24 protein-coding genes are annotated in these 25,579 nt (G+C 44.3%); 9 read left to right on the top strand and 15 right to left on the bottom strand.

Annotation, left to right across the window (positions count from 1 at the left end):
• Positions 1-220: 220 nt before the first annotated feature.
• From F0229_RS02740 to F0229_RS02725, 4 genes are all read right to left on the bottom strand, one after another.
• A complete protein-coding gene (locus F0229_RS02740; protein ID WP_171732190.1) occupies positions 221-733 on the bottom strand; it encodes a YchJ family protein in 513 nt (170 codons plus the stop codon).
• Between the two features lie 136 nt (positions 734-869).
• Complete coding sequence (locus F0229_RS02735) at positions 870-2,087, bottom strand: EAL and HDOD domain-containing protein (protein WP_029235300.1); 1,218 nt, start codon at positions 2,085-2,087, stop codon at positions 870-872.
• A 123-nt stretch (positions 2,088-2,210) separates the two neighbouring features.
• The gene (gene lpxH / locus F0229_RS02730) at positions 2,211-2,945 is read right to left on the bottom strand and encodes a UDP-2,3-diacylglucosamine diphosphatase (RefSeq protein WP_171732189.1); all 735 of its coding nucleotides are present in this window, start codon (positions 2,943-2,945) and stop codon (positions 2,211-2,213) included.
• A 77-nt stretch (positions 2,946-3,022) separates the two neighbouring features.
• Positions 3,023-3,517 carry a peptidylprolyl isomerase gene (locus F0229_RS02725; RefSeq protein WP_017060275.1) on the bottom strand — a complete coding sequence of 165 codons (495 nt, stop codon included), beginning with the start codon at positions 3,515-3,517 and terminating at the stop codon, positions 3,023-3,025.
• 365 nt (positions 3,518-3,882) lie between these two features.
• Between F0229_RS02725 and cysS the strand changes: the two genes are divergently transcribed.
• Together cysS and F0229_RS02715 are read left to right on the top strand one after the other, a co-directional pair.
• Positions 3,883-5,268 (top strand): cysteine--tRNA ligase, encoded by a 1,386-nt coding sequence (gene cysS / locus F0229_RS02720; RefSeq protein WP_171732188.1) that lies wholly within the window; start codon positions 3,883-3,885, stop codon positions 5,266-5,268.
• Between the two features lie 98 nt (positions 5,269-5,366).
• The gene (locus F0229_RS02715; protein ID WP_171732187.1) at positions 5,367-5,945 is read left to right on the top strand and encodes a thymidine kinase; all 579 of its coding nucleotides are present in this window, start codon (positions 5,367-5,369) and stop codon (positions 5,943-5,945) included.
• A gap of 172 nt (positions 5,946-6,117) precedes the next feature.
• Here F0229_RS02715 and F0229_RS02710 read toward each other — a convergent pair whose 3' ends face one another.
• The 3 genes from F0229_RS02710 to F0229_RS02700 all read right to left on the bottom strand — a co-directional run bounded on the left by F0229_RS02710 (position 6,118) and on the right by F0229_RS02700 (position 7,975).
• Complete coding sequence (locus F0229_RS02710; RefSeq protein ID WP_032545711.1) at positions 6,118-6,783, bottom strand: YdcF family protein; 666 nt, start codon at positions 6,781-6,783, stop codon at positions 6,118-6,120.
• Positions 6,776-7,630 (bottom strand): NAD(P)H-binding protein, encoded by an 855-nt coding sequence (locus tag F0229_RS02705; protein ID WP_017060279.1) that lies wholly within the window; start codon positions 7,628-7,630, stop codon positions 6,776-6,778. The genes F0229_RS02710 and F0229_RS02705 overlap by 8 nt, the downstream gene beginning before the upstream one ends.
• Positions 7,631-7,744: 114 nt before the next feature.
• Positions 7,745-7,975, bottom strand: a complete 231-nt coding sequence (locus tag F0229_RS02700; protein WP_171732186.1) for a TIGR02647 family protein — start codon at positions 7,973-7,975, stop codon at positions 7,745-7,747.
• Between the two features lie 257 nt (positions 7,976-8,232).
• On the opposite strand from F0229_RS02700, the gene F0229_RS02695 reads away from it, so the two are divergent.
• Positions 8,233-9,540 (top strand): ATPase, encoded by a 1,308-nt coding sequence (locus tag F0229_RS02695; RefSeq protein ID WP_171732185.1) that lies wholly within the window; start codon positions 8,233-8,235, stop codon positions 9,538-9,540.
• Between the two features lie 362 nt (positions 9,541-9,902).
• The gene (focA, locus tag F0229_RS02690) at positions 9,903-10,745 is read left to right on the top strand and encodes a formate transporter FocA (RefSeq protein ID WP_048614492.1); all 843 of its coding nucleotides are present in this window, start codon (positions 9,903-9,905) and stop codon (positions 10,743-10,745) included.
• Positions 10,746-11,063: 318 nt separating this feature from the next.
• On the opposite strand, the gene F0229_RS02685 is transcribed toward focA, so the two are convergent.
• A complete protein-coding gene (locus F0229_RS02685; RefSeq protein ID WP_171732184.1) occupies positions 11,064-11,858 on the bottom strand; it encodes an ABC transporter permease in 795 nt (264 codons plus the stop codon).
• A 438-nt stretch (positions 11,859-12,296) separates the two neighbouring features.
• On the opposite strand from F0229_RS02685, the gene torE reads away from it, so the two are divergent.
• From torE to torA, 3 genes are read left to right on the top strand one after another with little or no spacing between them, the layout of a single operon-like run.
• Entirely contained in the window at positions 12,297-12,479 is a 183-nt protein-coding gene (torE, locus tag F0229_RS02680; RefSeq protein ID WP_017060298.1) for a trimethylamine N-oxide reductase system protein TorE, read from the top strand.
• A gap of 51 nt (positions 12,480-12,530) precedes the next feature.
• Positions 12,531-13,712, top strand: coding sequence for a pentaheme c-type cytochrome TorC (gene torC / locus F0229_RS02675; protein ID WP_171732183.1), 1,182 nt, complete (start codon positions 12,531-12,533; stop codon positions 13,710-13,712).
• A 24-nt stretch (positions 13,713-13,736) separates the two neighbouring features.
• On the top strand, positions 13,737-16,199 hold the full coding sequence (torA, locus tag F0229_RS02670) for a trimethylamine-N-oxide reductase TorA (protein WP_171732182.1): 2,463 nt from the start codon (positions 13,737-13,739) through the stop codon (positions 16,197-16,199).
• A 343-nt stretch (positions 16,200-16,542) separates the two neighbouring features.
• Here the strand turns inward: torA and F0229_RS02665 are convergent, their stop codons facing one another.
• On the bottom strand, positions 16,543-17,763 hold the full coding sequence (locus F0229_RS02665) for a putative manganese transporter (protein WP_171732181.1): 1,221 nt from the start codon (positions 17,761-17,763) through the stop codon (positions 16,543-16,545).
• A 203-nt stretch (positions 17,764-17,966) separates the two neighbouring features.
• Here F0229_RS02665 and F0229_RS02660 point away from each other — a divergent pair, with 203 nt between their 5' ends.
• A complete protein-coding gene (locus tag F0229_RS02660) occupies positions 17,967-18,872 on the top strand; it encodes a manganese-dependent inorganic pyrophosphatase (RefSeq protein WP_017065328.1) in 906 nt (301 codons plus the stop codon).
• A 149-nt stretch (positions 18,873-19,021) separates the two neighbouring features.
• Positions 19,022-19,411 carry a DUF2750 domain-containing protein gene (locus F0229_RS02655; protein ID WP_004734596.1) on the top strand — a complete coding sequence of 130 codons (390 nt, stop codon included), beginning with the start codon at positions 19,022-19,024 and terminating at the stop codon, positions 19,409-19,411.
• A 98-nt stretch (positions 19,412-19,509) separates the two neighbouring features.
• Here the strand turns inward: F0229_RS02655 and F0229_RS02650 are convergent, their stop codons facing one another.
• From F0229_RS02650 to sapA, 6 genes are read right to left on the bottom strand one after another with little or no spacing between them, the layout of a single operon-like run.
• Positions 19,510-20,289 carry a DUF2927 domain-containing protein gene (locus tag F0229_RS02650; protein ID WP_171732180.1) on the bottom strand — a complete coding sequence of 260 codons (780 nt, stop codon included), beginning with the start codon at positions 20,287-20,289 and terminating at the stop codon, positions 19,510-19,512.
• A 36-nt stretch (positions 20,290-20,325) separates the two neighbouring features.
• On the bottom strand, positions 20,326-21,108 hold the full coding sequence (locus F0229_RS02645) for an ATP-binding cassette domain-containing protein (protein WP_017060304.1): 783 nt from the start codon (positions 21,106-21,108) through the stop codon (positions 20,326-20,328).
• A complete protein-coding gene (locus tag F0229_RS02640) occupies positions 21,105-22,106 on the bottom strand; it encodes an oligopeptide/dipeptide ABC transporter ATP-binding protein (protein ID WP_171732179.1) in 1,002 nt (333 codons plus the stop codon). Before F0229_RS02640 ends, F0229_RS02645 begins: the two co-directional genes overlap by 4 nt.
• Complete coding sequence (sapC, locus tag F0229_RS02635; RefSeq protein WP_017065331.1) at positions 22,106-22,993, bottom strand: putrescine export ABC transporter permease SapC; 888 nt, start codon at positions 22,991-22,993, stop codon at positions 22,106-22,108. Before sapC ends, F0229_RS02640 begins: the two co-directional genes overlap by 1 nt.
• On the bottom strand, positions 22,980-23,942 hold the full coding sequence (locus tag F0229_RS02630; RefSeq protein ID WP_171732178.1) for an ABC transporter permease subunit: 963 nt from the start codon (positions 23,940-23,942) through the stop codon (positions 22,980-22,982). The genes sapC and F0229_RS02630 overlap by 14 nt, the downstream gene beginning before the upstream one ends.
• Entirely contained in the window at positions 23,942-25,564 is a 1,623-nt protein-coding gene (gene sapA, locus F0229_RS02625; protein ID WP_017065332.1) for an ABC transporter substrate-binding protein SapA, read from the bottom strand. Before sapA ends, F0229_RS02630 begins: the two co-directional genes overlap by 1 nt.
• Between the last annotated feature and the right edge of the window lie 15 nt (positions 25,565-25,579).

Genomic DNA, 25,579 nt, shown 5'->3' with positions numbered 1-25,579 from the left:
AAAAATGTTTACGGGGCTTTTTAGTTTTTTAATTTTCAAGATTTCAAGATTTCAAGATTTCAAGATTTCAAGATTTCAAGATTTCAAGATTTCAAGATTTCAAGATTTCAAGATTTCAAAGCCCTACGTCACTTTTCTAACCTCTGACTTTGCGTCATTCCGAGGAGCCTAAGCGACATCAGGAATCTCTTCTCTTAATCTGACTTCTTAGTCGAACGAGTTACCCGCAGCACTTCTTGTATTTCTTACCACTGCCACAAATACACGGATCATTACGGCCGATTTTAAAGCTCTCAACGGTTTGATTTAAGCGTGGGTCAATTTCTGGTTGTGTAGTTTGTTCCTGCTCTGGGAAGGTACCATCAATGTAGTACCAAAGACCGTCTTCACGTATAAAGCGAGAGCGTTCTTGCATGCAGTATTGTGCGCCTTCTTCATTGAAGTAAGCTTTAAACTCAACAAAGCCTTCGTCTTGGTGCGAGCCTACCGCAGTATCGATGACTTCTAGTCCTGCCCAATCACCGTTGATAGATTCGGCAATACCTTCTCTTTGCGCTTCTGCGTTGCAGCTAGGGTGGTAAGTCGCAACAACATAGTCAACTAAACCCAACACGTGCGCTGAATAACGAGAGCGCATCAACTGTTCAGGCGTTTCAACAGCACTGTGGTGAAGGTGCGCTGATTCACAGCACTGTTGGTAAGTATTTTTGCTACCGCATGGGCATAAAGACATAGTCAGATCCTGTAAAAATGGCCTCTATTAAGAGGCCATAAGTGAATGCGTGGGAGTTTACCAAGAAACGATCGCTCACCAAAGTTTGGTTTCTGTTGAAGTTATTGAAATTATCAAAGTGTTAGCGCGAAGTTTACTATTTCAAGGCTGGAGACAATAGCTCTTGTGCCCAAGTCGTTGCTTCATCGTAAGCTTGGCCTAGTTGAGCCTCACTGAGCTTGAGAAGTTTACGAATGCGCGTTGCTTCGTCCCATCGGGCTTGTTCATAAGCAATAACCATGGCCAAAATCGCACCTAACACGCCTTTACGTTGGATAAGGGCCTGTTTAATCTCATCGTCGATTGGCACTGAGTCCAGTACTTGCTTCAACGGTTGGTCAAACAGTGAATCCAGTAGCGAGAACATACCGGTCAAAAAGGCTTGTCCTGGCTCAACCTTCACATTCATCTTCTCGACTAAGAGCTCACATTGACGCGCGCGTAATACCGCTAAACCGTAGAGTGAGTCCGGCTTGTCTTCTTTCGCTGATGCGATCGCCACAAGTGAAACGAACTTACGCAGCTTTTGTTCACCAAGGTAAATAAGCGCTTGGCGGAATGAACGAATCGTTGTTGGTGAACCGCCAGCGGAGTTTACGTAGGTAAGTAGCTTATACGACATGGTCACATCGAGCGTAATCAAACGCTCTACTTCACCAAAGTCGATAGGGTCGTGCGCAATCTCTTTTAACAGCTGAACGGTCGTCAGGAATGCCGGGTTGAGCGCACGCGTTTGGATCATCTCTGGCTTGCTAAAGAAATAACCTTGAAAGTAAGTGAAGCCTGCTTTTTTCGCTTCTTGGTATTCTTCGTACGTTTCTACTTTCTCAGCAAGGAACTTGATATCTAGCCCTTTGAGAGAGTTCATAAACATCGCTGCTTTGGCAATTGGCGTCAAACGGATATCGAACTTGATAATTGAAACGTAGGGTAAGAAGCGCTTCCAAGCTTTACTTGGCACAAAGTCGTCTAGCGCAATGGTATAACCCGCGTCAAAGATGGTTTTGATTGCTTCAAGTAATTCGTCTGTTGGTTCGCAGTCTTCAAGAACCTCAACAACGAGGCTTTCTTTGGGGAACAGAGTAGGGACTAAGTTGATTAGGCTTGCATATGGGAAGTTCACGAACCCAAGCTTATCACCCAACGTATTATAGTGGGTCGATAAGAAGTGATCGGAAAGCAAACGGCTAGTAGCGAGCTCCGGCTCTACTTCAGGGAAAGTGTTCTTAGGACCATCCCTGAATAGCAACTCGTAACCTATGGTTTTCTTGCCTGTGTCGAGTATTGGTTGACGCGCTACGTATGAATATTTCAACTTGGTACTGTGTTCGGTTTATTTCTGGTAGAGAGATAATAGCTAATTCACTAGAAATTACCATACACTTTCTAAGAAAGTCTGACCGACAATAATAATCAAAGTGAAAGTTTAAGCGTGATGTTAAAAGCTATTGCTAAACGCTCGATTCTGTAGTTCAAAACTTTGCGGCGTGAACACCAGCACTGAGCCTTGCGTATACCAATCGCCAAGTACGATACGGGTTTTAGTGCAATTGTTAGCATTAAATGTATGGATGTCTGGGCGGTGAGTATGGCCGTGGATCATCAGTTCGACATTGTTTCGTTCCATCACATCTTCGACTTCTTGCTGTGTCACATCCATGATGTCGAGAGACTTGGTCTGCTTGTCATCTTTGATATCTGATTGAACCTTTGAAACAATTTTCTTCTTGATGAAAAATGGAATTCGGTTGAAGACCCATTGTAACCATGGCTGATGCACTTTTTCGCGAAAGGCGAGGTACTTTACATCTTCAGTACATAGAGTGTCTCCATGCAATACTACCGCTTTTTGCCCGTAGATATCGATCGTAGAAACTTCGTCGAGAAGTTGTACGCCCGTTTGCTTAGCAAATTTTTTGCCGACTAAGAAGTCGCGGTTCCCTTGAGTAAAGTAACAAGGCACGCCGGTTTTCACTAAGTCGATAAACGCTTGGCGGATAGAAGTCGCGAATTCACTCTTATCATCGTCACCAATCCAGAATTCGAAAAGGTCACCTAATACGTAAAGTGCATCCGCTTCTACGGCTTCTTTCTTCATAAAGGTTAAGAAGCAGTCTGTGATGTCTTCTCGTGACGGAGAAAGGTGCAGATCTGATATAAAATATGTTTTCATAGGTCTAAAAAAAGGGAGCGATTCGCTCCCTATATCCTGATTTTATCGGCTCATCAATACTAACCGAAAGCGATGAATTAAGCTTCGATTGTAGTACCAGTGATGATCACTTCTTCTAGAGGTACATCTTGGTGCATACCCATAGAACCAGTGCTAACACCTTTAATCTTGTTTACGATGTCCATGCCTTCAACAACTTCTGCGAATACACAGTAGCCCCAACCGTCTAGGCTTTCGCTACGGAAGTTTAGGAAAGAGTTGTCGTTAACGTTGATGAAGAACTGAGAGCTGGCTGAATGCGGTTCCATAGTACGAGCCATTGCTAGCGTACCAACTTTGTTCGCTAGACCGTTGTTTGCTTCGTTCTTGATCGTTGCACGAGTTGCCTTTTCTTTAAGGCCAGAAGTCATGCCGCCGCCTTGAATCATGAAACCATCGATAACACGGTGGAATAGTGTGTTGTCGTAGAAACCGTCACGGCAATACTGTAGAAAGTTTGCGCTTGTTTCTGGTGCTTTTTCTTCGTTAAGTTGAACTTTGATATCACCAAAATTTGTGTGAAGGATGATCATGATTGTTACCTTACTGTCTTTTTAATATGAAGTTCGAATTCTAGCGCATGTTGGCAGACTTTCAAATCACCAAATCATTAACTTAACTCGGATGTTTGAGGTAATACCAATCGTAGTAAATAACTGGCCATCCTAGCTTGTTAAAACACTTGATAACGTCGTTAGAAATTTTAAATGTAGAATAACTACTTATCGAAACTTTTTGTCGAAAAGAGCTTCCTTGTTCTCAAGCATTTTTTCTGCGCTATTTATGACCATCTACTTACCGTGATTGGTATAATTCCTGCTTTTAGGGATTACCTATTAAGGTATGACTTGTTATACTGCGAGCTTATTTTGATTAATCCATAAAATAGATAGAGATCATGCTGAAGATATATAACACGCTCACAAGACAGAAAGAGGAATTCAAACCAATTACAGCTGGCAAAGTCGGCATGTATGTCTGTGGGGTAACCATATACGATCTCTGTCATATTGGTCATGGTCGTACGTTCGTTTCTTTCGACGTAGTAACTCGTTACCTTCGTTACCTTGGTTACGATTTGAATTTCGTTCGTAACATCACAGATATCGATGACAAAATCATCAAACGCGCTAACGAAAACGGTGAGTCTTGTGACTCTCTGACTGAGCGTTTAATCGGTGAGATGCACGCTGACTTTGATGCATTGAACATGAAGCGTCCAGATGTTGAGCCTCGTGCGACAGAATACATCACTGAAATCATTGAGCTTGTTGAAAAGTTGATTGAACGTGGTTTCGCTTACGTTGCAAGCAACGGCGACGTGATGTTCGAAGTAAAGAAATTCGACGAATACGGCAAGCTTTCTAAGCAAGACCTTGATCAACTTCAAGCGGGTGCTCGCGTTGATGTTGAATCTGCAAAACGTAGCCCATTAGACTTCGTTCTTTGGAAGATGTCTAAACCAGGTGAACCTACATGGGAATCGCCATGGGGCCAGGGTCGTCCAGGTTGGCACATCGAATGTTCAGCAATGAACTCGTCTATTCTTGGTAACCACTTCGATATCCACGGTGGTGGTTCAGACCTGCAGTTCCCTCACCACGAAAACGAAATCGCACAGTCTTGCTGCGCGCATGGCACTCAGTATGTAAATACTTGGATGCACAGTGGTATGGTGATGGTAGACAAAGAGAAGATGTCTAAGTCACTAGGTAACTTCTTCACTATCCGTGACGTTCTAGCACATTACGATGCTGAAACGGTACGTTACTTCCTAATGTCTGGTCACTACCGTAGCCAGCTAAACTACAGCGAAGATAACCTAAACCAAGCTCGCGCATCACTAGAGCGTCTATACACGTCACTTCGTGGCCTAGACCTTACAGCAGCTCCTGCTGGTGGCGAAGAGTACGTGACTCGATTCTCTACTGCGATGAACGATGATTTCAACACACCTGAAGCTTATTCAGTACTGTTTGAAATGGCTCGTGAAATCAACCGTATCAAGCCTGAAAGCATTGAAAAAGCAAGCGGACTTGGTGCATTGATGCGTGAACTAGCAGACATCATCGGTATTCTTCATCAAGAGCCAGAAGCCTTCCTACAAGGTGATGCGGCAGGTAACGACGACGAAGTGGCTGAAATCGAAGCGTTGATCAAACTGCGTAACGACTCTCGTGCTTCAAAGGATTGGGCAAACGCCGATCTTGCACGTGATAAGCTAAATGAGTTGGGTATTGTTCTGGAAGATGGCCCAGAAGGCACGACTTGGCGTCGTAAGTAAATCTTATAAAAAGGGCTGATTTTCAGCCCTTTTTTCTAGCACGAATTCTCTATTTTCACCTTTTCTATCTTCAACTTTTAATTAACAGGAATATTTCTGTGGCTCAGATGTATTTTTATTACTCGGCAATGAATGCGGGTAAATCAACAACGCTTCTTCAATCTTCATTCAACTACCAAGAGCGCGGCATGACGCCAGTGATCTTTACGGCAGCGTTGGACGACCGTTATGGTATCGGTAAAGTGAGCTCACGAATTGGTCTGCAATCTGAAGCTCAGCTGTTTAAAAATGACACCAACATGTTTGATGCGATCAAAAAGCTCAATGGGGAAGAAAAGCGTCATTGTGTTTTGATCGATGAGTGCCAATTTTTATCGAAGGAGCAGGTGTACCAATTAACAGAAGTGGTTGATAAGCTGCACATCCCTGTACTTTGTTACGGCCTACGTACCGATTTCCTGGGTGAACTGTTTGAAGGTAGCCGTTACTTACTGTCTTGGGCAGATAAACTTGTTGAGCTTAAAACAATTTGTCACTGTGGCCGTAAAGCGAACATGGTAATTCGTACCGACGAGCACGGTGTGGCGATTGCTGAGGGCGACCAAGTGGCTATTGGCGGTAACGACAAATACGTTTCTGTTTGCCGTCTGCACTACAAAGAAGCGTTAGGTAAATAAGCAGCTCTATTTGCTAACGCGAAAGAACGAAAAACGGTGACCAAGTGTCACCGTTTTTGTTTATTGGGCCTGTGTTTTGCTTTCTTCTAAGCCGAGCTTTTGTTTTATTTCCTGCCGAGCTTTTGTTTTATTTCCTGCCGAGCTTTTACTTTGTTCAAAGTCTAACTTTTGCTTATTCGAAACCGAGCTTCTTCAATGCTTGATAGGCGTGGTCAACGTCGTCGGGGATCGGCATCTCAATCTGAAAGCCTTTCTCTGGGTAGGATTTGATTCGCTCGTAATCAGCAATTAATGCGCCTAACACCATATCTAACGGCAACTCTTCGTTAAAGTAATCATCCCAAGTTTGCCATCGCGACGTCACGGTAATCTCGGAAGTTTCGTCAGGCCATTGTTTACTGAAGGTTGCGTAGGTACGTTTCTCCATGAAGGGCTTCTGAACTAAGGTTAGCCTCTTCGGCGATAACCCTTTTTCTGTCAGCAACTCATGAGTGAATCGTACATTTTCCCCAGTATTTGTTGCGTGTTTCTCTATGATAATGTCAGAGTCAGGCACGCCACAATCCCGTGCGATAGAAGCGAATGTTTCTGCTTCTGAGCGTTCAAAGCTTCTTTCGGTAAAGCGCCCCACACCGCCAGAAAAAACGATGTAAGGCGCGATCTGTTGGTGATAAAGCTCGGCTGCATATTCAGCTACGCGAGTATCGTTGCTACACAATACAAAGATACAGTCGGAAGGCGTAACCTTGTGACCCATCGACATAAAGTTCCAAAGGGTGTCGACTGAGCGATGCAGTTTTATGTTGGGATTTTTGTTAGCAATAGATTGTTCAGTCATGAAGTGCGTCCAGTGTGGATTCGAATTTAAATGAATAACCTAAGTCGAGAATCTTCTTCGAAGAGATTAACTTGTCTGGGGTATCAACAACAGCGGGCAGAGGCTCACTGCTGTTGGCGCTTTTCAGTGCCGCGGCATAAAACTCCGCCTTACTGACTGTATTTGGTGTGGTCACGTTAACTATTTCATTGTGCAGTTGACTGATAGCGAAATCGACAGCACCAATTGCATCATCAAGGTGCAGCATGTTGGCTGGAGCTTGAGTACTGACTTGTTTTAACTTGCTTGCGAAGCGTGATGGGTGACGGCTTGGGCCGATTAAGCCACTAAAGCGAAGAATGGTGTAGTCGATACCGGAATCAATCACTGACTGTTCAGCTTGCAGCATGATTCGTGCGTTATCGGAAAATAAAGACGCGTGCTCGTTATCTGAGGTCGAAAGGGGGAGTGATGCATCCAGCTCGTTCAGCACACCCGGCTTAGTTGGGTATACCGTAGTTGAACTAACCATAATGAGCTTTTTAATGTTGGCCTTTTGGCATGCATTGGTGAGTTGCTGCCAGTAGTCGGCATACTCTTGTCCTGCTCCTTTTCTAAAGCCAGGAGGGAAGCTGCCAATCACAATTTCAGTGTTGTTTTCGAGTAACAATGAATAGAGTCGCCCGATAGTCTGTTGTGGATCGGATGAATCAAAGCTAAACACTTCACATGGAATTTGTTCGCTACCAATGGCATCTGCTCCCGCTTGGGTCGTTTTCGTGACCACTACTCGGTTACCATGTTTTTCTAAATGTTCAGATAAAGGTGCACCTACCCATCCTGCACCGACAATAAATATAGAAGCCATGTGTTCCTCACAACTGCAAATGACGAATTTACAATAAGCCTAACAAAGCTTTGCCCAAAAATGAAAAAACTCCACGGCCGAAGCAAGTGGAGTTTTTACTAGAACAATGGAGCTTTAGTTTAGTACGCGAAGAAGCTTGTCTGCGCGCTCTGCCATCTCGATACCTTCATCTGTTAGGTAACCGCCGTCTGGCTGAGTACAAAGGTTTTTTTCGAATAGGCGCTTAACAGCGTCTTGAGTTTCTTGAGTTGCCTCTTGATGGACTTTAATTCCAGTAGCTGCACTACTTACATCAAATTGAAGAAGGAGGTTTAAATCAGCAATATGTTCAGCGTTGTACTTCATAATTAACCTATATATTCATAACGTTCTCTACCTTCACCTTAGTGCGCATTCTCGGCTCAGGCAATAGCAAATAAAGAGAATTGATAAGTGATACCAAATTGATTGATTAATCATCGAGTGATGAGTTTATTTTGGTTATATTGGGTGATTTGCACCCACTTAAATCATCAGTGATGTTTATTGCTAAGTGGTTGTAATATATTGTGACTAGAAATAATTTGCATTGAGCGAATATTGTATAAAAAGGATATGCATAAGTGAGAGCGAACAAAGTAGCATTAACGATCAGTATGCTATTTGCTATCTCAGGTTGTCAAAGCACACCCTCAGAGCAGACAGACGCGAACCAAACCACAAACAACAATAATGAATCGACAATAGAGGTCCGTTCATTTCAGTCTGTCCAAAGCGTTTACTCCGAATGGGAAGTTAAGCTTGAAGACCATGCTCAATTGTCTCTCTATGCACCAGAGAATTACAATGAACTATTAGACGCATGGGATGATGCTGAAAGCATTTATGCGGACTTACTTAAAGACGAAACTCGGATAACCAAGAGTTACTCCATTTTTTCGAGCCTAACTTACGCTGAAGCCTTCGATGAAAAAATCGCTTTGATCAAATCAAACTATGACTCGATCTTAGTGTTAAAGAAGAAGGCTGATCGAGTACTCGCGGATTCGATTGTCCAAATGGATTACCTGAAGTTTCTTGGCGCAGATACCATGTTTACCTCGAGCTACAAACGTTTGTATTCAGAATATAGCGAGTTGTTCGAGTATGTGCTGGTCGATGAGCTTGAAGACGCTCAAGAAGCGCAGGTGGAATTTCTTAACAATGCTCGCTTACTAGAAGTTAAAGTGGCGCATAAGAAATACATCGAACCTTTGAAGAACGAATTAGAGTTCTTGGAAGATGAAGATTTTGATGATGTTGCTCCGCTGACCTTTGCTAAGGCAGCATCTCAAATTGCGTTGGCCGAAAGCCAAGTGAAAGCCAGCCCTCGTGAAAAGTCGATCATTGAAGATGCGGTTCACGCTGCAGAGTTTGAATTGAACCACGTGCGCAGTGTCGCTCATGAAGTCAAAGTGCTGGCGAGTGTAAAAGGCGACAAGTTCGAACAGTCGGTTTTGAATGCAGAGAACCAACTACTGAGTATTTCACAAATCGTCAATGATGAAGATTACCGTGATGTTGGGTTACGTCAGCAATCTCAAAAGATTGTAGCGAGTATTAAAGCGTTAAAAAGCTCTGATATGACAGGGCTTTTAAAGTCAGAGATTGAAACTTTGACTGAGCAATTGGCTAAGCTGGAGTCTGAAAACCAGAAGCAAGCGCAGCAACTGTCTGAAGCAACCAAGCACAGTGAGTTGCTCGGTGAGCAGATTACCAAGAGTGATGCTCACATTAAAAGCTTAGAAGAGTTAGTGGATAGTTTGAAAAGCTTAGGTGGCAAAGTTGCCAACGAAAGTGACTCTGGTGTGATGTCTCCGGCTGTTGAATCTACTCTAGAGGATTCAATCCTAGAACAATCATCAGAAGAAGTGATTGAACCTTCGGTTTAGCATCATTAATTTCTTTATTTGTGATTGAGTTAAAAGCGCCTTAGGGCGCTTTTTTACGTTCTGTTGATCTATATCAAAATCTAGAAATAAAAGCGCTCTGTGAGCCATTTTAGTGTACGTTATTCTTTTGGTTTTAACGTAACTTGTTGATATTTATAGGTGTGTTATTTTCTATGCTGATAACTAATCATTCAGCAGAGTTTTCTTTTTACTACTAAAGTCGTATGAATTTGGAATAACTCGGACTATTTGCTTTCAACAAGGCTGTGAGAGCTATTTTGTGCCTAAAATAGCTCTTGAATTCAGAAATGAAAGAGAGGATTATCGCGCTCCCGACGACATGTTTCAAAATGTAAATCATCATGAATCTAAACCAATTTGACTCATTATTACCGCCACAAATGGCTGAGCGCGCTGCAGATATTGGCGTAGGTAAAGCAACCAAAGATCCAATCAAATCTTTTCTCCTAGCGATTTCCGCTGGCATACATATCGGTATTGCGTTTGTGTTTTACACCATCGTAACGACTGGTGCTGGTGATTTGCCGTGGGGTATTACTCGCTTATTAGGTGGTCTTGCATTTAGCTTGGGCTTAATTCTCGTTGTTGTTACCGGTGGTGAGCTATTTACCAGTTCGGTGCTGACTCTGGTTGCTCGTGCAAGTGGCAAGATTACTTGGCGCACGCTCGTTAAGAACTGGGCTACGGTTTATGTAGGTAACTTGATTGGCGCATTGCTACTGGTGGCTTGTATGTTACTGACCAAACAGTACATGTTCGACCACGGCCAAGTGGGTTTGAATGCAATGGCGATCTCTCAACATAAGATGCACCATGATTTTATCCAAGCTATCGCGCTCGGCATCATGTGTAATGTATTAGTTTGTATCGCGGTATGGATGACGTTTAGTGGACGTACTCTGACTGACAAAATTGCGGTAATGATTTTACCTGTAGCGATGTTCGTATCGGCTGGTTTTGAGCACTGTATTGCAAATATGTTCCAAGTGCCTTTAGCTATCGGCATCAAAACATTTGCTCCAGCTGAATTTTGGACAATGACGGGCGCTAATCCTGCGGACTATGTTGATCTGAACATGATGGACTTTCTGATGAACAACTTGCTGCCCGTTACCATCGGTAACATCATTGGCGGCGGTATCTTTGTTGGTATGTGGTACTGGTTGATCTACCTACGTGACTAACTCAGTTGACGAAATGAGTTAACGCTCTGTGGAAACACTGAACTGACTTATGACATTTACAAGACGGCCTGCATTGCAGGCCGTTTTTTATTTGTGGAAAACCTACTTCTTCATCTCTCTAATGATCATCTGAAAATTCAACAGCGCTGATTACCATGTGTGTATATGTCTTTGAAATCACCCAAAGATCGAAGGCGATGATCTTTCCTTGGGTCGAAATGGACAAAAAAGGATCTATATTGATTTGGTTATCCACAATTTCTGTGGATAACCTGTATCAAATTCAGTGAGTAACCAGATCTAAGTGGAGTAGGGAGGTTATTTCGAAGGCTGTATTTGAGCGAGAACTCGCCCTTCTTTGGTCAGAGATGTCTTCAATGAGAGGTGAAGTACAAGGGCTAGAGAGCAGCTCATCATCACGAAAATCGCCAGCATGATCATCAGTTGATACTTAATTGCGATCATTGGTGAAGCTCCCCCGAGAATTTGACCTGTCATCATCCCCGGTAGCGTTACTAAGCCTGTGGTTGCCATTGAGGCCATAATAGGAGACATCGCTTTCTGTATAGCATTACGCACAAAAGGCGCTGCAGCATAAGTAGGAGACGCGCCTAACGCGATTGCTGCTTCATATTCTGATTTCTGTGTTTCAAAAGCACCAAACAGGTTCTGCAATGCCACTATATTACTGCTTAAGCTATTACCCAATAACATCCCTGCGATCGGGATAAGGTACTGAGCGTTAAAAACCGGTGTTGGTTTAATGATAAATAAGCAGATGAACAAGACAATGGGTACACAGGTTACCGCTAGGCTCACAGCGACAGGCACTAACAAGAGGTTTCGGGGTAACTTGGACTTTTCAACAATCGAGCTTGCCCCAACGATAATCATCGTAAATAACCACAGTAAATTGACCCACAAGCTATTCAAAGTGAACAGGTATTCTAGGTAGAGGCCAACCAGAAATAGCTGAACAGTCATGCGAATGATGCTGATAGAAGCCTCTTTTCCAAGGCCAAGTTTTAGCTTGTGGTTGATTACAATTGGTAGCAAGAGAAGTGAACTGAAAAACAATAATTGCCACCAAGATATATCAATAACGTCTTGCATAATGCTTCCTTTTAATAAGGCTTCTATCATATCTGAAAGTGCCAAATGATGCATTTCAGAGTCATACCTGTCGAACTCAAAAAAGGCTCAATTATTTAACATTCAAAGTACAAAATAATGGTTATTTGAGGGTTTTTTGGCTACTACTTAGTAGGTAAAACGTTAAAATTGGTTACAATACGGTTGCGTAAATGTTGGAATTTAACATTTGTGAAATATACTTAATTCTTCACATTTGTTAATACTTTTTAATAACTTTGTTTAACTAAAAACAACTTTGGATGAGCTCAAAAAAGTATTGATTAGCAAGGGTTATAACGGGAGATTTGATTGAACCCTACTTTGAGTATGGTCTAAAATTTGTCGTTAGATACTTAAGAACTTTAGCCCCATAGAATGGGTTACTCGAAATTACTAAATACAAAATAGGCAAAATGTATGAGTGATGTTAATAAAATTGAAACTAGCGAAAAACATTCGCTGGAGTGGAAGTCTTTCCTCTTCATCGCGGTGGTTCTCTTCCCAATATTAAGTGTGGCTTTTGTAGGCGGTTACGGCTTCCTAGTTTGGGCACTGCAAGTGTTTGTATTCGGACCTCCAGGTGCTCACGGCGGCATGTAATGCCCTCTAAGTAACAACATTTTTTAAAATCAATATTTAAGAGAGCTAAACATGAAATCATTTTTAGTTAAATTATGGCGCACAATTACTCGCCCAGCAGTACACATCAGTTTGGGTGTACTAACTATGGGTGGCTTTATCGCCGGTGTTATTTTCTGGGGCGGTTTCAATACAGCGCTAGAACACACAAATACAGAAGAGTTCTGTGTAAGCTGTCACACCATGCGTGACAACGTATACGTAGAACTACAAGAAACGGTTCACTGGAAAAACACTTCTGGTGTACGTGCTACTTGTCCTGACTGTCACGTTCCACATGAATGGACAGCAAAAATCGCTCGTAAGATGCAAGCTTCTAAAGAAGTATTCGCTCAAGTATTTGGTGACCTAGATACGCCTGAGAAATTCGAAGCTCGTCGTATCGAACTGGCTAAACACGAATGGGATCGCTTCTCTTCGAACAAATCTCTAGAGTGTAAAAACTGCCACAACTACGATTCAATGGATTTCGAAAACATGCGCCCAACAGCGCGTATCCAGATGAAGAACGCGGCAGAGCGTGATCAAAGCTGTGTTGACTGTCACAAAGGTATTGCTCACAACCTTCCATTAGATATGGCATCAGCGAGCGGTATTGTTGGCGAGCTAGAAAACGTAGCAAGCAGCACATCTTACGCAAATGGTTCAGACGTGATCTCTATTCGTCACCTACCAATGTACACAGATGAAACAGCTGAAGTTGAAGCGGGTCTATTAAGCCCTGCAAGTAAAGTTGCTGTGATCGACGAAAAAGGCGACATGATCAAGATTCAAATCGACGGTTGGCGTAAAGCGAAAGGCTTCGGACGTGTAATCCAAGAAGACTTCGGTATGAACATCTCGACTGCAATCTTGACGAAAGAAGTATCTCAAAGTGACGTAATCACTGTTGGTGAGAAGAAAGAAGATGAGCTAACTGGCCTTCCTTGGGAAGAAGTTAACCTAGCACTTTGGATGAAGAAAGAGTCTATGGTTGATAACTTCGATCCAATCTGGAACGCAGCTAGTCAAGCGTACCAATCTAACTGTTCAACGTGTCACTCACAGCCAGATGAAGCTCACTTCAGCGCTAACGGTTGGGTAGGCATGCTAGATGGTATGATTGCATTCGTTAACTTCGATACAGATACAGAAGCATTGGTTCTTAAGTATCTACAGAAGCACTCATCAGATTTTTCTGAAGGCCATCACTAATAAGACGTCAATTGGAGTAACACAATGGCAATTACAAGAAGAAGTTTTCTGAAAGGTGTCGCGACGACAAGTGCGGCATCGGTTATCGGTCCAAGCTTATTGGCGTCGGCTTCAGCATCTGCTGCAGAAACAGACGGCGCGTGGAAAGTCTCTGGTTCTCACTGGGGTGCATTCCGAGCTCGCGTTTACGCGGGTAAAGTACAAGAAATTAAACCTCTAGAAATCGATCAGCACCCAACAGAGATGCTGAAAGGTATTAAAGGTATTATCTACAGCCCATCACGTGTGCGTTACCCAATGGTTCGCCTAGATTGGTTGAAGAAGCATAAGTACAGCGCAGACACGCGTGGTAACAACCGCTTTATTCGTGTGACTTGGGATGAGGCACTAGACCTTGTTTACCGCGAGCTAGAGCGCGTACAGAAAGATTACGGACCATGGGCGCTTCACACAGGTCAAACTGGTTGGAGACAAACAGGTCAGTTCCATAGCTGTACTAACCACATGCAACGTGCAATGGCACTTCACGGTTACTCTGTGAAGAAAATCGGTGACTACTCAACAGGTGCTGGTCAAACGATCATGCCTTACGTGCTAGGTTCTACTGAAGTTTACGCACAAGGTACATCTTGGGAACTTATCCTAGAAAACAGTGACAACATTGTTCTTTGGGGTAACGATCCAGTTAAAAACCTTCAAGTAGGTTGGACATGTGAAACTCACGAGTCGTTCGCATACCTAGAACAGCTGAAAGAAAAAGTTGCTAAGAAAGAGATCAACGTTGTTTCTGTTGACCCTGTTAAAAACAAAACAGGTCGTTACCTAGAAAACGAGCAAATGTACATCAACCCACAAACTGATGTGGCGTTCATGCTTGGTGTTGCTCACGTTCTTTACAACGAAGGCCTATACGACAAGAAGTTCATCGAAACTTACTGTCTAGGTTTTGAAAATTTCATCAAGTACGTTCAAGGTGAAACGAAAGACAGAGTTGAGAAGACGCCAGAATGGGCTTCTGCTATCTGTGGCGCAAGCGCGGACTCTATTCGTGACTTCGCTAAGATGCTGGTTAACGGTCGTACACAGATTCTTGTTGGTTGGAGTATCCAACGTCAAGAGCACGGTGAACAGCCTTACTGGATGTGTGCAGTTATCGCAGCAATGGTTGGCCAAATTGGTCTTCCGGGCGGTGGTATCTCTTACGGTCACCACTACTCTGGTATCGGTGTATCTTCAACTGGCTTCGCTGCTCCGGGTTCATTCCCGCTGAACATCGACAAAGGTCAATCGCCTAAGCACACTAACACTGATTACAACGGTTACAGCCGCGTAATCCCTGTTGCTCGTTGGGTAGATAGCCTGTTAGAGCCAGGTAAGAAGATCAAAGCAAACGGCGCAACAGTGACACTGCCTGACATCAAGATGATGGTATTCAGTGGTAACAACCCGTGGCACCACCACCAAGATCGCAACAAGATGCGTAAAGCATTCAAGAGCCTACAAACTGTAGTGGCTGTTGATTTCGCTTGGACTGCAACTTGTCGTCACTCTGATATTGTTCTTCCAGCTTGTACTCAGTGGGAACGTAACGATATCGATGGCTACGGCGCGTACTCTGGCCGTGGTTTGATCGCAATGCACAAGCTAGTGGATCCTCTGTTCCAGTCTAAGACTGACTTCGAGATCATGTCTAGCCTAACTAAGCGTTGGGGTCGTTACGACGATTACACGCGTGGTATGGACGAAATGCAGTGGGTTAAATCTCTGTACGACGAATGTCGCGCATCAAACGAAGGTAGCTTCGAAATGCCTGAGTTTGCTGAGTTCTGGGAGAAAGGTTTCCTAGACTTCGGCAAAGGTAAGCCATGGACTCGTCACGCTTCATTCCGTGAAGATCCAGAGATCAACGCACTAGGCACGCCTTCTGGTTTCATCGAAATCACAAGCCGTACTGTTGGCAACATGGGTTACGAGCACTGTCAAGAACACCCAATGTGGTTCGAGAAATCTGAACGTTCACACGGTGGTCCAGGCTCTGACAAGCACCCGTACTGGCTACAATCTTGTCACCCAGACAAGCGTCTTCACTCTCAGATGTGTGAATCTGAAGAGTGGCGTGCGACTTACGCGGTACAAGGCCGTGAGCCAATCTACATCAACCCAGTAGATGCTAAGAAGAAAGGCATCAAAGATGGCGATGTAGTACGTGTGTTTAACGACCGTGGTCAACTACTAGCAGGTGCTGTTCTAATGGATAGCTACGCTCCTGGTGTTGTTCGTATCGAAGAAGGTGCTTGGTACGGTCCGATCAACGAGAAAGTGGGCGCGCTAGATACATACGGCGATCCAAACACACTGACTCAAGATATCGGTACGTCTGAACTTGCTCAAGCAACGTCAGCAAACACATGTTTGGTTGATTTCGAGAAGTTCCAAGGCAAACTGCCTCCAGTAACTTCATTCGGTGGTCCAATCGAAGTAGCTTAAGCCTCTCGCTTAAAAGCTAAGATTAGAGCTTGAATTAAAGCCCCTGTAAGGATTCTTACAGGGGCTTTTTGTATTTCTAATATCTGTACAGAGATTTCTAATTAAGTCTTGTAGTCGCGTTTATGAAGGCTTTTTAGCGGCGAGTTATAAAGTATGGCTTGAGATAAGTTGCAGAAGCAACGTGGTAACAGCTATGGGGCAAAGGAAGAGGGTTTTTGAGTGCTTTCTAAAGAGCTAGGTCGTCGAAAGTAAAAAGGCCGATACAGAGTACCGACGATTTGAAACCTAAGGAGTGAAGCCTAAATCTTGAATAAAAACTTGAGCCTTGAATAGAAACTTAAGCTTAAAGTTCGAACATAAACCAATAACCGTATGCACAGATCAAAGCGGGCACACTCGAATACAAGGTCGCGATAAGCGCTGCTTTAGGTGCCATGGCAATCGCAGGGAATAACGCATCACCATCATTTGAAATCGCATTACCAACCTGAGCCGAAAGTGGAAGCGCACCTGATAGGTACAAGCTAGTGACCAATAATTGCGGTCCACAGCCCGGTAGCAAACCCATCAACACGCCAGCCAGGGGGAGCATGATGCCCCAGCTTGAGAATAGCGTCGCAAAATCAACATTTGCTATCACAGAGCCAAATTCAAAGAAAAGAAAGGCAACCACCACCCAAGCGGTGACAAAGTTTGTATCTTGAGCGGTCTTTTGCAATGGGTGAGAGCCTATACACTTTTCGTCCTCACTCACGGCTGATTTGTAATCCTCAATTTCACGGGTTAGCCCCCACAGAAACATCGAGCTGATCAGCAAAACTGTCCCCGCCCATTCCATCGACATTTCAGGCAAAGCGAGCAGCTCGTTCACATCGACTTGAAAAGAGCCAAGTAGGGCAACGGCAGCACCCGGAATAATCAGTACAGACCACAGGTAACCTTGCAGGTTTATCGCCTTTTTAGAAACGGCTTCTTTGTCTTTCTCTTGAGATTGTGATGAACAGCTACGCACTGCTTCATTTTTCTCTGACTGTTTCGGACGTAAGAAATCATCAGCGTGAAATAGGTTGATGATGCGACCTGACGCTGTACCGACAATGACGCCCATTGCCATCATGGCTAAGCCTGTTTTAGGTTCGCTCGCAATCAACAAGAAGGCAGCGTCACCCATGGTGGAAACCAGTACAGCAACGACGGCTCCAAACCCCAGCTTCCCGGAAATAAATTGCGTGGTAACGACTATCGCACCACCACAACCAGGCAATGCCCCCATCAGCGCAGCAAACACCACTTGGTTAGACCGAGACTGATGGACGAGCTTATTGAAGACGTTATCTTTGTTTATGTACAGACTTAACCAGTGGTAAATAGCCAAGGTTAAAGCAACATAACAAGACACTGCCCAAAACGCGTCAGATAAAGTAGTGACCGTCAGTTCTCGCGTAGCAGGCGCCGCAACCAAAGCTGCAAGTGAGACAGGCAAAATCAGGCGCTTAAATGACAGTGAAAACTGAGTTGTTTTCGCAGCACTACTGCTTGGCAAAAAAGAGATTAGTCTATCCATAGGTGTTACTCAAAATTAGTGGCTTAAGATAAATATATACGAATGATAATAATTATCAATTGCATTTGTTGTTTTTTTTTATCTATTGTTACTATTGGCTAAACCCACGAAACATGACCAATCTAAAAAAATGAGGTAAAGTATGGCTAATAAAGAGAGGCTCTAAAGGTAGAGTCATAATTGTTAGTGTAATAGGAAGAAACATGATTTTAGTTGTTGGTCACAAAAACCCTGATAGTGACAGTATTTGTAGTGCGTTAGTTGCAACTGAGCTTCTTAAGGCTCGTGGCGAGGAAGCGACACCAATTCGCCAAGGCGAGATCAACCGCGAAACTCAACACATTCTAGAAGTCGCTGGTGCTGAAAAGCCAGAGCTTCGTACTTCTGTTGCTGGTGAGAAAATCTGGCTAGTAGACTACTCAGATCTAGCACAAGCACCAGATGATGTTGCTGATGCAGAGATCGTAGGTATTGTTGATCACCACCGTCTAGGCGACGTGATGACAGTAAACCCAATGGAAGCTTGGATCTGGCCTGTTGGTTGTACAAACACTGTACTTTTCAACATGTTCAAGATTGAAGGTCACGCAATCTCTCAACAAATCGCTAAACTAATGATGTCTGCAATTCTTTCAGACACAGTTGGTTTCGCTTCTCCAACATGTACTCAAAAAGACAAAGACGCGGTTGCTGAGCTTGCTGAAATTGCTGGCGTAACTGACGTTGATGCATTCATCAAAGCGCTTCTAATCGCAAAAACAAACATCGAAGGCCTATCTGCTGCACAGCTAGTAGAAAAAGACCTTAAAGGCTACCCATTCAACGGTCGTGATGTTGTAGTTGGTCAAGTTGAACTTGCGACTCTTGAGCAAGTAGACGGCATGATCGAAGCGCTAGAAGCTGATCTTGAAGAGCGTTGTGAGAAAGACGGTCTAGCGTTCGCTGCGGTAATGCTAACAGATATCACTACTGCTCAAACTCGTCTTCTATACAAAGGTGAGTGGGCTGAGAAATTGGTTAAGCACGAGAAAGGCGGCGTATTAATGATGGAAAATACACTAAGCCGTAAGAAGCAAGGCTGGCCTTGGCTACAAGGTGAGCTTGTTTAATCAAGTCGCTTAATATTAAACGCCTGCTTATTTAGCAGGCGTTTTTCTTTGAAGTAGACTTTCTTCTTCATCGATAATGTTTGAAGTTAACAACACTCGGCATAAAATAGCTTTAAGAGCAAAGTTACTGACTAAAGTAGGAAATTAAGATGACTACACAGCTAGACGATAAAAAAATCGCTGAAATCAACAAGTATACGGGCGAGCAACGCCTGAAATACTGTGTGAAAGAAATCGTAGCAAACCGTGAAGTATGGATCTTAACCGATGAACACGGTTGTGTAATGCTGAACACAGAAGATGAAGATTGTGTTCCAGTATGGCCAAACCAAGAGTTCGCAGAATCATGGGCAACGGGTGATTGGTCTGAGTGTAAAGCTGAGTCTATTTCGTTGAACAAATGGCACAGTCGCTGGACGAATGGTCTAGAAGACGACGAACTTGCTGTTGTAGTATTCCCGAACGAGCAAGAAGAAGGCGTTATCTTGTTCCCGGATGAGTTCGACTTCGAATTGAAAAAGCAGGCAGCTAAGCGCTAGTTCTTTCGTAATACAGTAACATCGTAAGTCAGCGTTGCCTTTCTTAGGCAGCGCTATCATTCAATTATCCCATCTAAGTTACTTCCAACGTATATTCGTCAATACCCAATCAACTGATACAAAGGCGCTTGCTGTGCGGCTTTAGAAGCTTGCTGAAGCACACCTGTTTTGCTGTATCTCTTGAGTATCTTTCGAACGATAGGTTTTACTTCAGATTTTGTCATTCCAGCTTTCAATTCTGGTTCATACAGCAATTGCAGTAGCACTACGTCTAACGGCGATAATAAGTCTTCTGGCGTGTGGTCGTTGAAAATAGAAGGGTAGGCTTTATCTGAATCATTCGGCAGGCCTAGAACTTGTGTGATCTCTTCCACGATACAGGCGACCAGCTTACCTCGCGATCTTGCCTGATCAACCGGGATTACAATCCCAGCGTATACAATCTCGCCTTTAGAATTGGTTCTATAGCCCGCCGTGCAGATGGCGCTATTTAAATGTTGAGTTGATTTGAGCTTGAGCACCGATTTCGCGTCAGATACCCACTGGCTCTGCCTTGTGTATATCCATTTAACGTTCGCTTCGGACTCTTTACTGACGATTGTTATTGGATGTTGGGTGACTTCAGATAAGTGTTTGATATGAAGCTCTGTGATCTCTTGATGCAGTTCCTCATCGCCCACTCGATGATCGATCCAAATCTTGATCGGTTGTTTCCACTTGGCGAGCGGTTTGTTGCCTTGGGAGTATTCGTGTTGAAGCGCGACGTTATAAAAGGCAGTTTCGACGAAGCTTCTATCTAGCCATGTGAGCGGTGTGCTTGTCGCGTTAAAGGACAACAGCACCAACAAGAGGGGAAGCATTGAAGCTGTTCGATACATACTTTTCCCCTCTGCTAAATGTAGCGTGATTCCAGGTTAGTGGTTCGGCGCTTTGGAGAAATGGCTCTCAACCAATCTTTGGGTGATTTGGTGAGTTGGATTGGTTAGCACTTGATCTGTTTCCCCACTCTCAACCACATTGCCTTCATGCATGACAATAATCTTGTCGGTAATGTGCTTAACAATACCGAGGTGTTGAGATACATAAACGAACGATACGCCCATCTCTTCTTGTAACTCTAAGAACAGATTGATGATTTGCGAGCGCATTGCCATGTCCAAACCATTTAAAGCTTCATCAGCAACAATGATGGATGGCTGAAGTATTAAGGCACGAGCCAAACAAACCCTTTGTTTCTGGCCTGCAGCAAGCATCTGAGGGTAGAAATACGCATGTTCCGGTAGAAGGCCTACGCGCAGTAGTGTGTCTTTCACACGACGCATACGAGCTTCTGGAGGCATGTTGGTGTTTCGCTTTAATGGACCTTCAAGAATTCGACCGATCTGAATGCGCGGGTTAAGTGACGTATTCGGATCTTGGAAGATCATTCGAATCAGCTTACAACGAGTCGAGTAGTCTTTGTGCTCTAGCTTTTCGCCATTCACGCGGATCTCGCCTGCGGTTGGCTCCACCATGCCTGCGAGCATTCTGGCTAATGTTGATTTGCCAGAACCATTCTGGCCGATAAAACCAATTGTCTGGCCTGCTTCAAGAGAAAAGCTAACTGGCTTCACCGCCTGATGAATCTTTTTACGGAAAAGACCAGAGCGAGTCGTAAAGTCTTTAGACAAATCACTGACTTCTAATAATGCACTCATGATTTCTTTTTCTTCTCCATATTCAGAGGGAAGTGACAGTTGAACTTATGGTTCTTGATACGTTTCGTATGTGGGATCTCGACACACTGCCTTTGTGCGTATGGGCAGCGAGGCCCTAATCGACAACCAATAGGAAGATGTTGCAGCGGTGGAATTGACCCCGGCAAAGACTGGAGCTTCTCCTTGTGGGGAATCCAGTCGTTAAAGTCTGGCATCGCTTTTAACAAAGCAACGGTGTACGGGTGCTTTGGTGCATCCAACAGCTTCGGTGTATCAGCGGATTCTACCGATTGACCACAGTACATCACGGTAATGCGAGTCGCCCATTGGGTAATGGTGGTTAAGTCATGGCCGATCAACACGATGGTGGTGTTATTGATCTGGTTCATACGACTCAAAAGACGCAATATTTGAGACTGTGTAATTGGGTCTAAATCGTTGGTTGGCTCGTCAGCAATCAAGACTTTTGGCTTGGCAGCGATCGCCATTGCGATCATGACTTTTTGACACTCACCATCTGTCAGCTCATAAGAGTAACTGTCCATTAGGCGAGAGTGGTCTTTGATGCCGACTTTGTGTAGTAATGCGATCGCTTGCTTCTTACGCCACTTAAATCGTTGCCACCAACGACCTTCAAACGAATGGGAAGGGATCGCTTCAACGAGCTGGCTACCTACTTTTTCAGAAGGGTCAAGACACGTTGATGGCTCTTGGAAGATCATTGCGATATCGCGGGCGATCACTCGGCGTCTTTCTTTCGGCGTCAGTTGCAGTAGGTCGATATTACCTAAGCGCATTCGGTCTGCAGAAACCTTCCAGTTTTCTTTACATACTCCGACGATCGCTTTTGCAACCAAACTCTTACCTGAGCCTGATTCACCTACTAAGCCACGAATTTCCCCTTCATTGAGGGTAATACTCATTCGATCTACGGCTTTAACCATCCCTTGAGGGGTCTCAATCTCGATGGTTAGATGTCGAATATCAAGTAACGGCATTATTCGATTCCTGCATTTAGCGCTTGGCGAACACCTTCACCGACGAGGTTAATCACGATAACTGTAAACATAATAGCTAAGCCGGGTAGGGTAACTGTCCATGGCGCAAGGTAAATCAACTCGACCGAATCACCCAAGATGGAGCCCCATTCGGTACTCGGTGCTTGAGCGCCAAGCCCTAGGAAACCTAAAGCCGTGATATCAAGAATTGCGACTGACAGTGCCAGCGTAACTTCAAGAGCGATCACGGTAAGGATGTTCGGAAGGATTGAGTTCCATAGCAGGTAAAAATCGTTCGCACCATCAAGGCGAGAAGCCAGAATATAGTCTTTTTCTACTTCAGCATGCACGGCAATGTACACCGAGCGTATAAAGCGCGGGATCAGTGCCAAGCACAAGGCGAGCAAGATATTAAACTCCCCAAAGCCAAGGAATGCCACGAAGATAATCGCCAGCAGAAGAGATGGAATCGACATAACAGTATCAAGCAGGTGGTTTAGCGTGCTTGATAGTAAACCGCGCGTCATACCAGCAAGTACGCCAATCAGACAACCAATGACGGCTGCGATAAAGGTAATCACCACCGCGGCGCCGAAGGTTAACTGAGAGCCAATTATTAGGCGAGAGAGAATATCTCTGCCTAAGTCATCCGTACCCAAAAAGTATTCTACCGTTCCCGCAGGATCCCAAGAGGGCGGCGTTAATAGGTGACCGGTTTGTTCTTGTGCATCATGCGGGGCTAGCCACGGTGAAGTGACGGTGACCAGAATGATAAGCACCAAACACCACAAGCCAAACATAGCGAGATTATTGCTGCGGAAGCTGCGCCAGAAACGTTCGAACTGGGTTGGAATCTGTTCTTCTTGGTAGACGTTATTTGTTAGCATACCATTCCTTCCTTACCAGTGGATTGATCATCGCGCCCAGTAGATCGGACAGAATATTAGCGGTCAAAACTAAGGTAGCCACCACAATTACACCAGCTTGAATTGAAACGTAATCTTGATTCGATAAAGCATCCAATAACCAGCGGCCAATACCCGGCCAGTTAAAGATAGACTCGGTAATAATAGCGAGCGTTAACATACTCGATAGCTGAACGCCGACCTTAGGAATAATCGGTGGTATCGCATTTCTTAACACGTGCTGCGTGACGATCTCTCTTGTTGAAAGACCTTTAATTCGTGCGGCGCGGATGTAGTTTTGAGTCATCACTTCAGCCACTGACGCTCTCATCAGTCGAATTACCTGAGTCGTTGGGGTGAGTGCCAATACAAGACAAGGTAACGCCATATGTTCGATAACACTTTGCAGTGCGTGTGCTCGATAACGACCCTCAGCAAAAAAGGCATCAATTATAGCGAAGCCAGTGACGTGTTCGATTTCGTAAAGCAGGTCGTATCGCCCACCAACTGGGAACATCTCAAAGTGCAACGAAAACACCATGATCATCAGTAGTGCGACCCAAAATATAGGTGCAGAGTAACCGGCCATTGAGGTGAACGATATGGTGGTATCAACAAATTTACCTTGTCTCATACCAGCAATGGTGCCGAAAGGGATACCGATGATGAGTGCCAACACAAAGGCAAAGAAGCACAGCTCTAGCGTTGCAGGGAACACCAGGACCAACTCATCGATGATAGGCACACCGTGTTTGCTTAGGCCAAAGTTTAGCGTCGATAATTCAGTGATATAGCTAATCCAACCGGGCCAAAAATCTTGAATTGCCCAAGGTGAGGTTTGGTCTAATCGAAGCAGGGAAAAACCTACCAAGGTCAGAATTCCTAGCGTAATAACGAATAAGTTTACACGTCTTAATGTATACCAAAACATTACTGCACCTCTCTTCTGACTTGATCAAAAGGTTGGGCATTGAAAGGACTTGCTTTAAAGCCTGTTAGCGAACGATCGTGCACGCGAAATTGCACGCCATGAGCTAAAGGAATCACAGGAACTTCTTCATTGAGAATGTTTTGGGCTTGTCGGTACAAGTTCACACGGTGCCTTTGTTGATTGATCTCTAATGCTAAGTCGAGAAGGAAATCAAAGTCTGAATTACACCACATCGAGACGTTTAACCCTGCACGCTCAGAGCTGCATGAGAGCAGCGGACGTAAGAAGTTGTCCGGGTCACCGGTATTGCCTATCCAGCCTGTAAGCAACAAGTCTGTTGAGGAAATAGAGGACAACTGTGTGCGGTCAAATCGGTCGTCGGTATAGAGTTTCAATTCAATACCAATATCGGCTAAGTTTGCTTGGATAAGTTCTGCCGTTTTTCTTGGACTTGGATTGTATGCGCGTGGCTCTAGTGGTACCCACATTGAAAGCTCTAACCCAGGTTCAACGCCAGCTTCTTTGAGAAGCGCAACCGCATAGTTTCGGTCGTAGCGAACTTGAACGCTGTCTTTTTGGTGAGCCCAAGAAGTCGGAGGAAGCAAGGTGTAGGCTTTGGTTCCTGTACCGTAATACACAGAATCAAGAATGTTCTGACGATTGATGGCTAAGTTGAGCGCTTTACGAACTCGAGAGTCACGCAGTGCAGGGTGCTCAGTATTCAGCGCGATGAAAGAGACATTAACCGCCGGAGTAGCAGAAATCTTCAACTCTTCATGAGCCTGAATAATAGGGATTTGGCTAGAAATTGGTGAGTTGAGCACGTCACACTCACTACGCAGAAGCTTGGCAAGTGTGCCTGTTCCACGTTGCGAAGTATCGAACACAACTTGGTCCATTTGTACTTCACCTTTCCAGTAGTGCTTGTTCTTTTTCAAGCGCACTAGGTCGTTGATTTGGTATTCATCTAAGTAGAAAGGGCCAGTGCCGACTGGATTGGAATCGATTCGATTTTTCTCATCCGCTGCAATGAGCTGATTGGCATACTCCTTAGAGTGAATGACTGCATAGCTGGTGGCGATATTGTTGAGAAACGAATTGTCTGGGCGACTTAATTGGAATTTCACCGTTAGGTCATCAACTGCGGTGATATCGACAATCAGGTTTTTGAAGTCGATTCCGGCAAACCATGGGTATAGGCCGCCACCCACATAATGAAATGGGTTTGAACTATCAATGACACGTTCAAAGCTAAACACCACATCTTGTGCATTCATGCTACGAGTTGGGGTGAACCAGTCTGTGGTTTGGAACGCAACATTTGGGCGCAGTTTGAACGTGTATTCTGTACCTGATTTATCAACAGACCAACTTGTCGCCAAGTTCTGTTTTGGTCGGTACGTCATCGGATCAAGAGTGAGCAGTGTATCGAAGATTTGAGGACTCAGCGATTCTGCGGTAATGCCACTATCAACCAGCTGTGGGTTGAAGGTACTAGGATTACCTTGGCCGCAATAAATGAAGCCTTTTTCACGGATTTGCTCGTGATTCACACTCTCACCACATCCAGCGAGAAAGCTCAACGTGCAGATGCTCAGTGATAGTCTTATTAGTGCTTTCATAAAAAGAAATACTTT

The sequence above is a fragment of the Vibrio sp. AIC-3 genome (assembly GCF_013114515.1).
GTDB classification, from domain to species: Bacteria; Pseudomonadota; Gammaproteobacteria; order Enterobacterales; family Vibrionaceae; genus Vibrio; species Vibrio crassostreae_C.
The sequence above is the reverse complement of the archived record's forward strand: the minus strand, read 5'-3'. Positions and strand labels throughout refer to the sequence as shown.

Coding starts and splice junctions, on each gene's coding strand:
- lpxH (WP_171732189.1), bottom strand. CDS start 2,945: ATGAAAACATATTTTATATCAGATCTGCACCTTTCTCCGTCACGAGAA.
- F0229_RS02700 (WP_171732186.1), bottom strand. CDS start 7,975: ATGAAGTACAACGCTGAACATATTGCTGATTTAAACCTCCTTCTTCAA.
- torE (WP_017060298.1), top strand. CDS start 12,297: ATGAGTGATGTTAATAAAATTGAAACTAGCGAAAAACATTCGCTGGAG.
- F0229_RS02710 (WP_032545711.1), bottom strand. CDS start 6,783: ATGACTGAACAATCTATTGCTAACAAAAATCCCAACATAAAACTGCAT.
- F0229_RS02685 (WP_171732184.1), bottom strand. CDS start 11,858: ATGCAAGACGTTATTGATATATCTTGGTGGCAATTATTGTTTTTCAGT.
- F0229_RS02665 (WP_171732181.1), bottom strand. CDS start 17,763: ATGGATAGACTAATCTCTTTTTTGCCAAGCAGTAGTGCTGCGAAAACA.
- sapC (WP_017065331.1), bottom strand. CDS start 22,993: ATGCTAACAAATAACGTCTACCAAGAAGAACAGATTCCAACCCAGTTC.
- F0229_RS02705 (WP_017060279.1), bottom strand. CDS start 7,630: ATGGCTTCTATATTTATTGTCGGTGCAGGATGGGTAGGTGCACCTTTA.
- sapA (WP_017065332.1), bottom strand. CDS start 25,564: ATGAAAGCACTAATAAGACTATCACTGAGCATCTGCACGTTGAGCTTT.
- F0229_RS02655 (WP_004734596.1), top strand. CDS start 19,022: ATGACTACACAGCTAGACGATAAAAAAATCGCTGAAATCAACAAGTAT.
- F0229_RS02630 (WP_171732178.1), bottom strand. CDS start 23,942: ATGTTTTGGTATACATTAAGACGTGTAAACTTATTCGTTATTACGCTA.
- F0229_RS02660 (WP_017065328.1), top strand. CDS start 17,967: ATGATTTTAGTTGTTGGTCACAAAAACCCTGATAGTGACAGTATTTGT.
- F0229_RS02740 (WP_171732190.1), bottom strand. CDS start 733: ATGTCTTTATGCCCATGCGGTAGCAAAAATACTTACCAACAGTGCTGT.
- F0229_RS02650 (WP_171732180.1), bottom strand. CDS start 20,289: ATGTATCGAACAGCTTCAATGCTTCCCCTCTTGTTGGTGCTGTTGTCC.
- F0229_RS02640 (WP_171732179.1), bottom strand. CDS start 22,106: ATGCCGTTACTTGATATTCGACATCTAACCATCGAGATTGAGACCCCT.
- torA (WP_171732182.1), top strand. CDS start 13,737: ATGGCAATTACAAGAAGAAGTTTTCTGAAAGGTGTCGCGACGACAAGT.
- cysS (WP_171732188.1), top strand. CDS start 3,883: ATGCTGAAGATATATAACACGCTCACAAGACAGAAAGAGGAATTCAAA.
- torC (WP_171732183.1), top strand. CDS start 12,531: ATGAAATCATTTTTAGTTAAATTATGGCGCACAATTACTCGCCCAGCA.
- focA (WP_048614492.1), top strand. CDS start 9,903: ATGAATCTAAACCAATTTGACTCATTATTACCGCCACAAATGGCTGAG.
- F0229_RS02725 (WP_017060275.1), bottom strand. CDS start 3,517: ATGATCATCCTTCACACAAATTTTGGTGATATCAAAGTTCAACTTAAC.
- F0229_RS02645 (WP_017060304.1), bottom strand. CDS start 21,108: ATGAGTGCATTATTAGAAGTCAGTGATTTGTCTAAAGACTTTACGACT.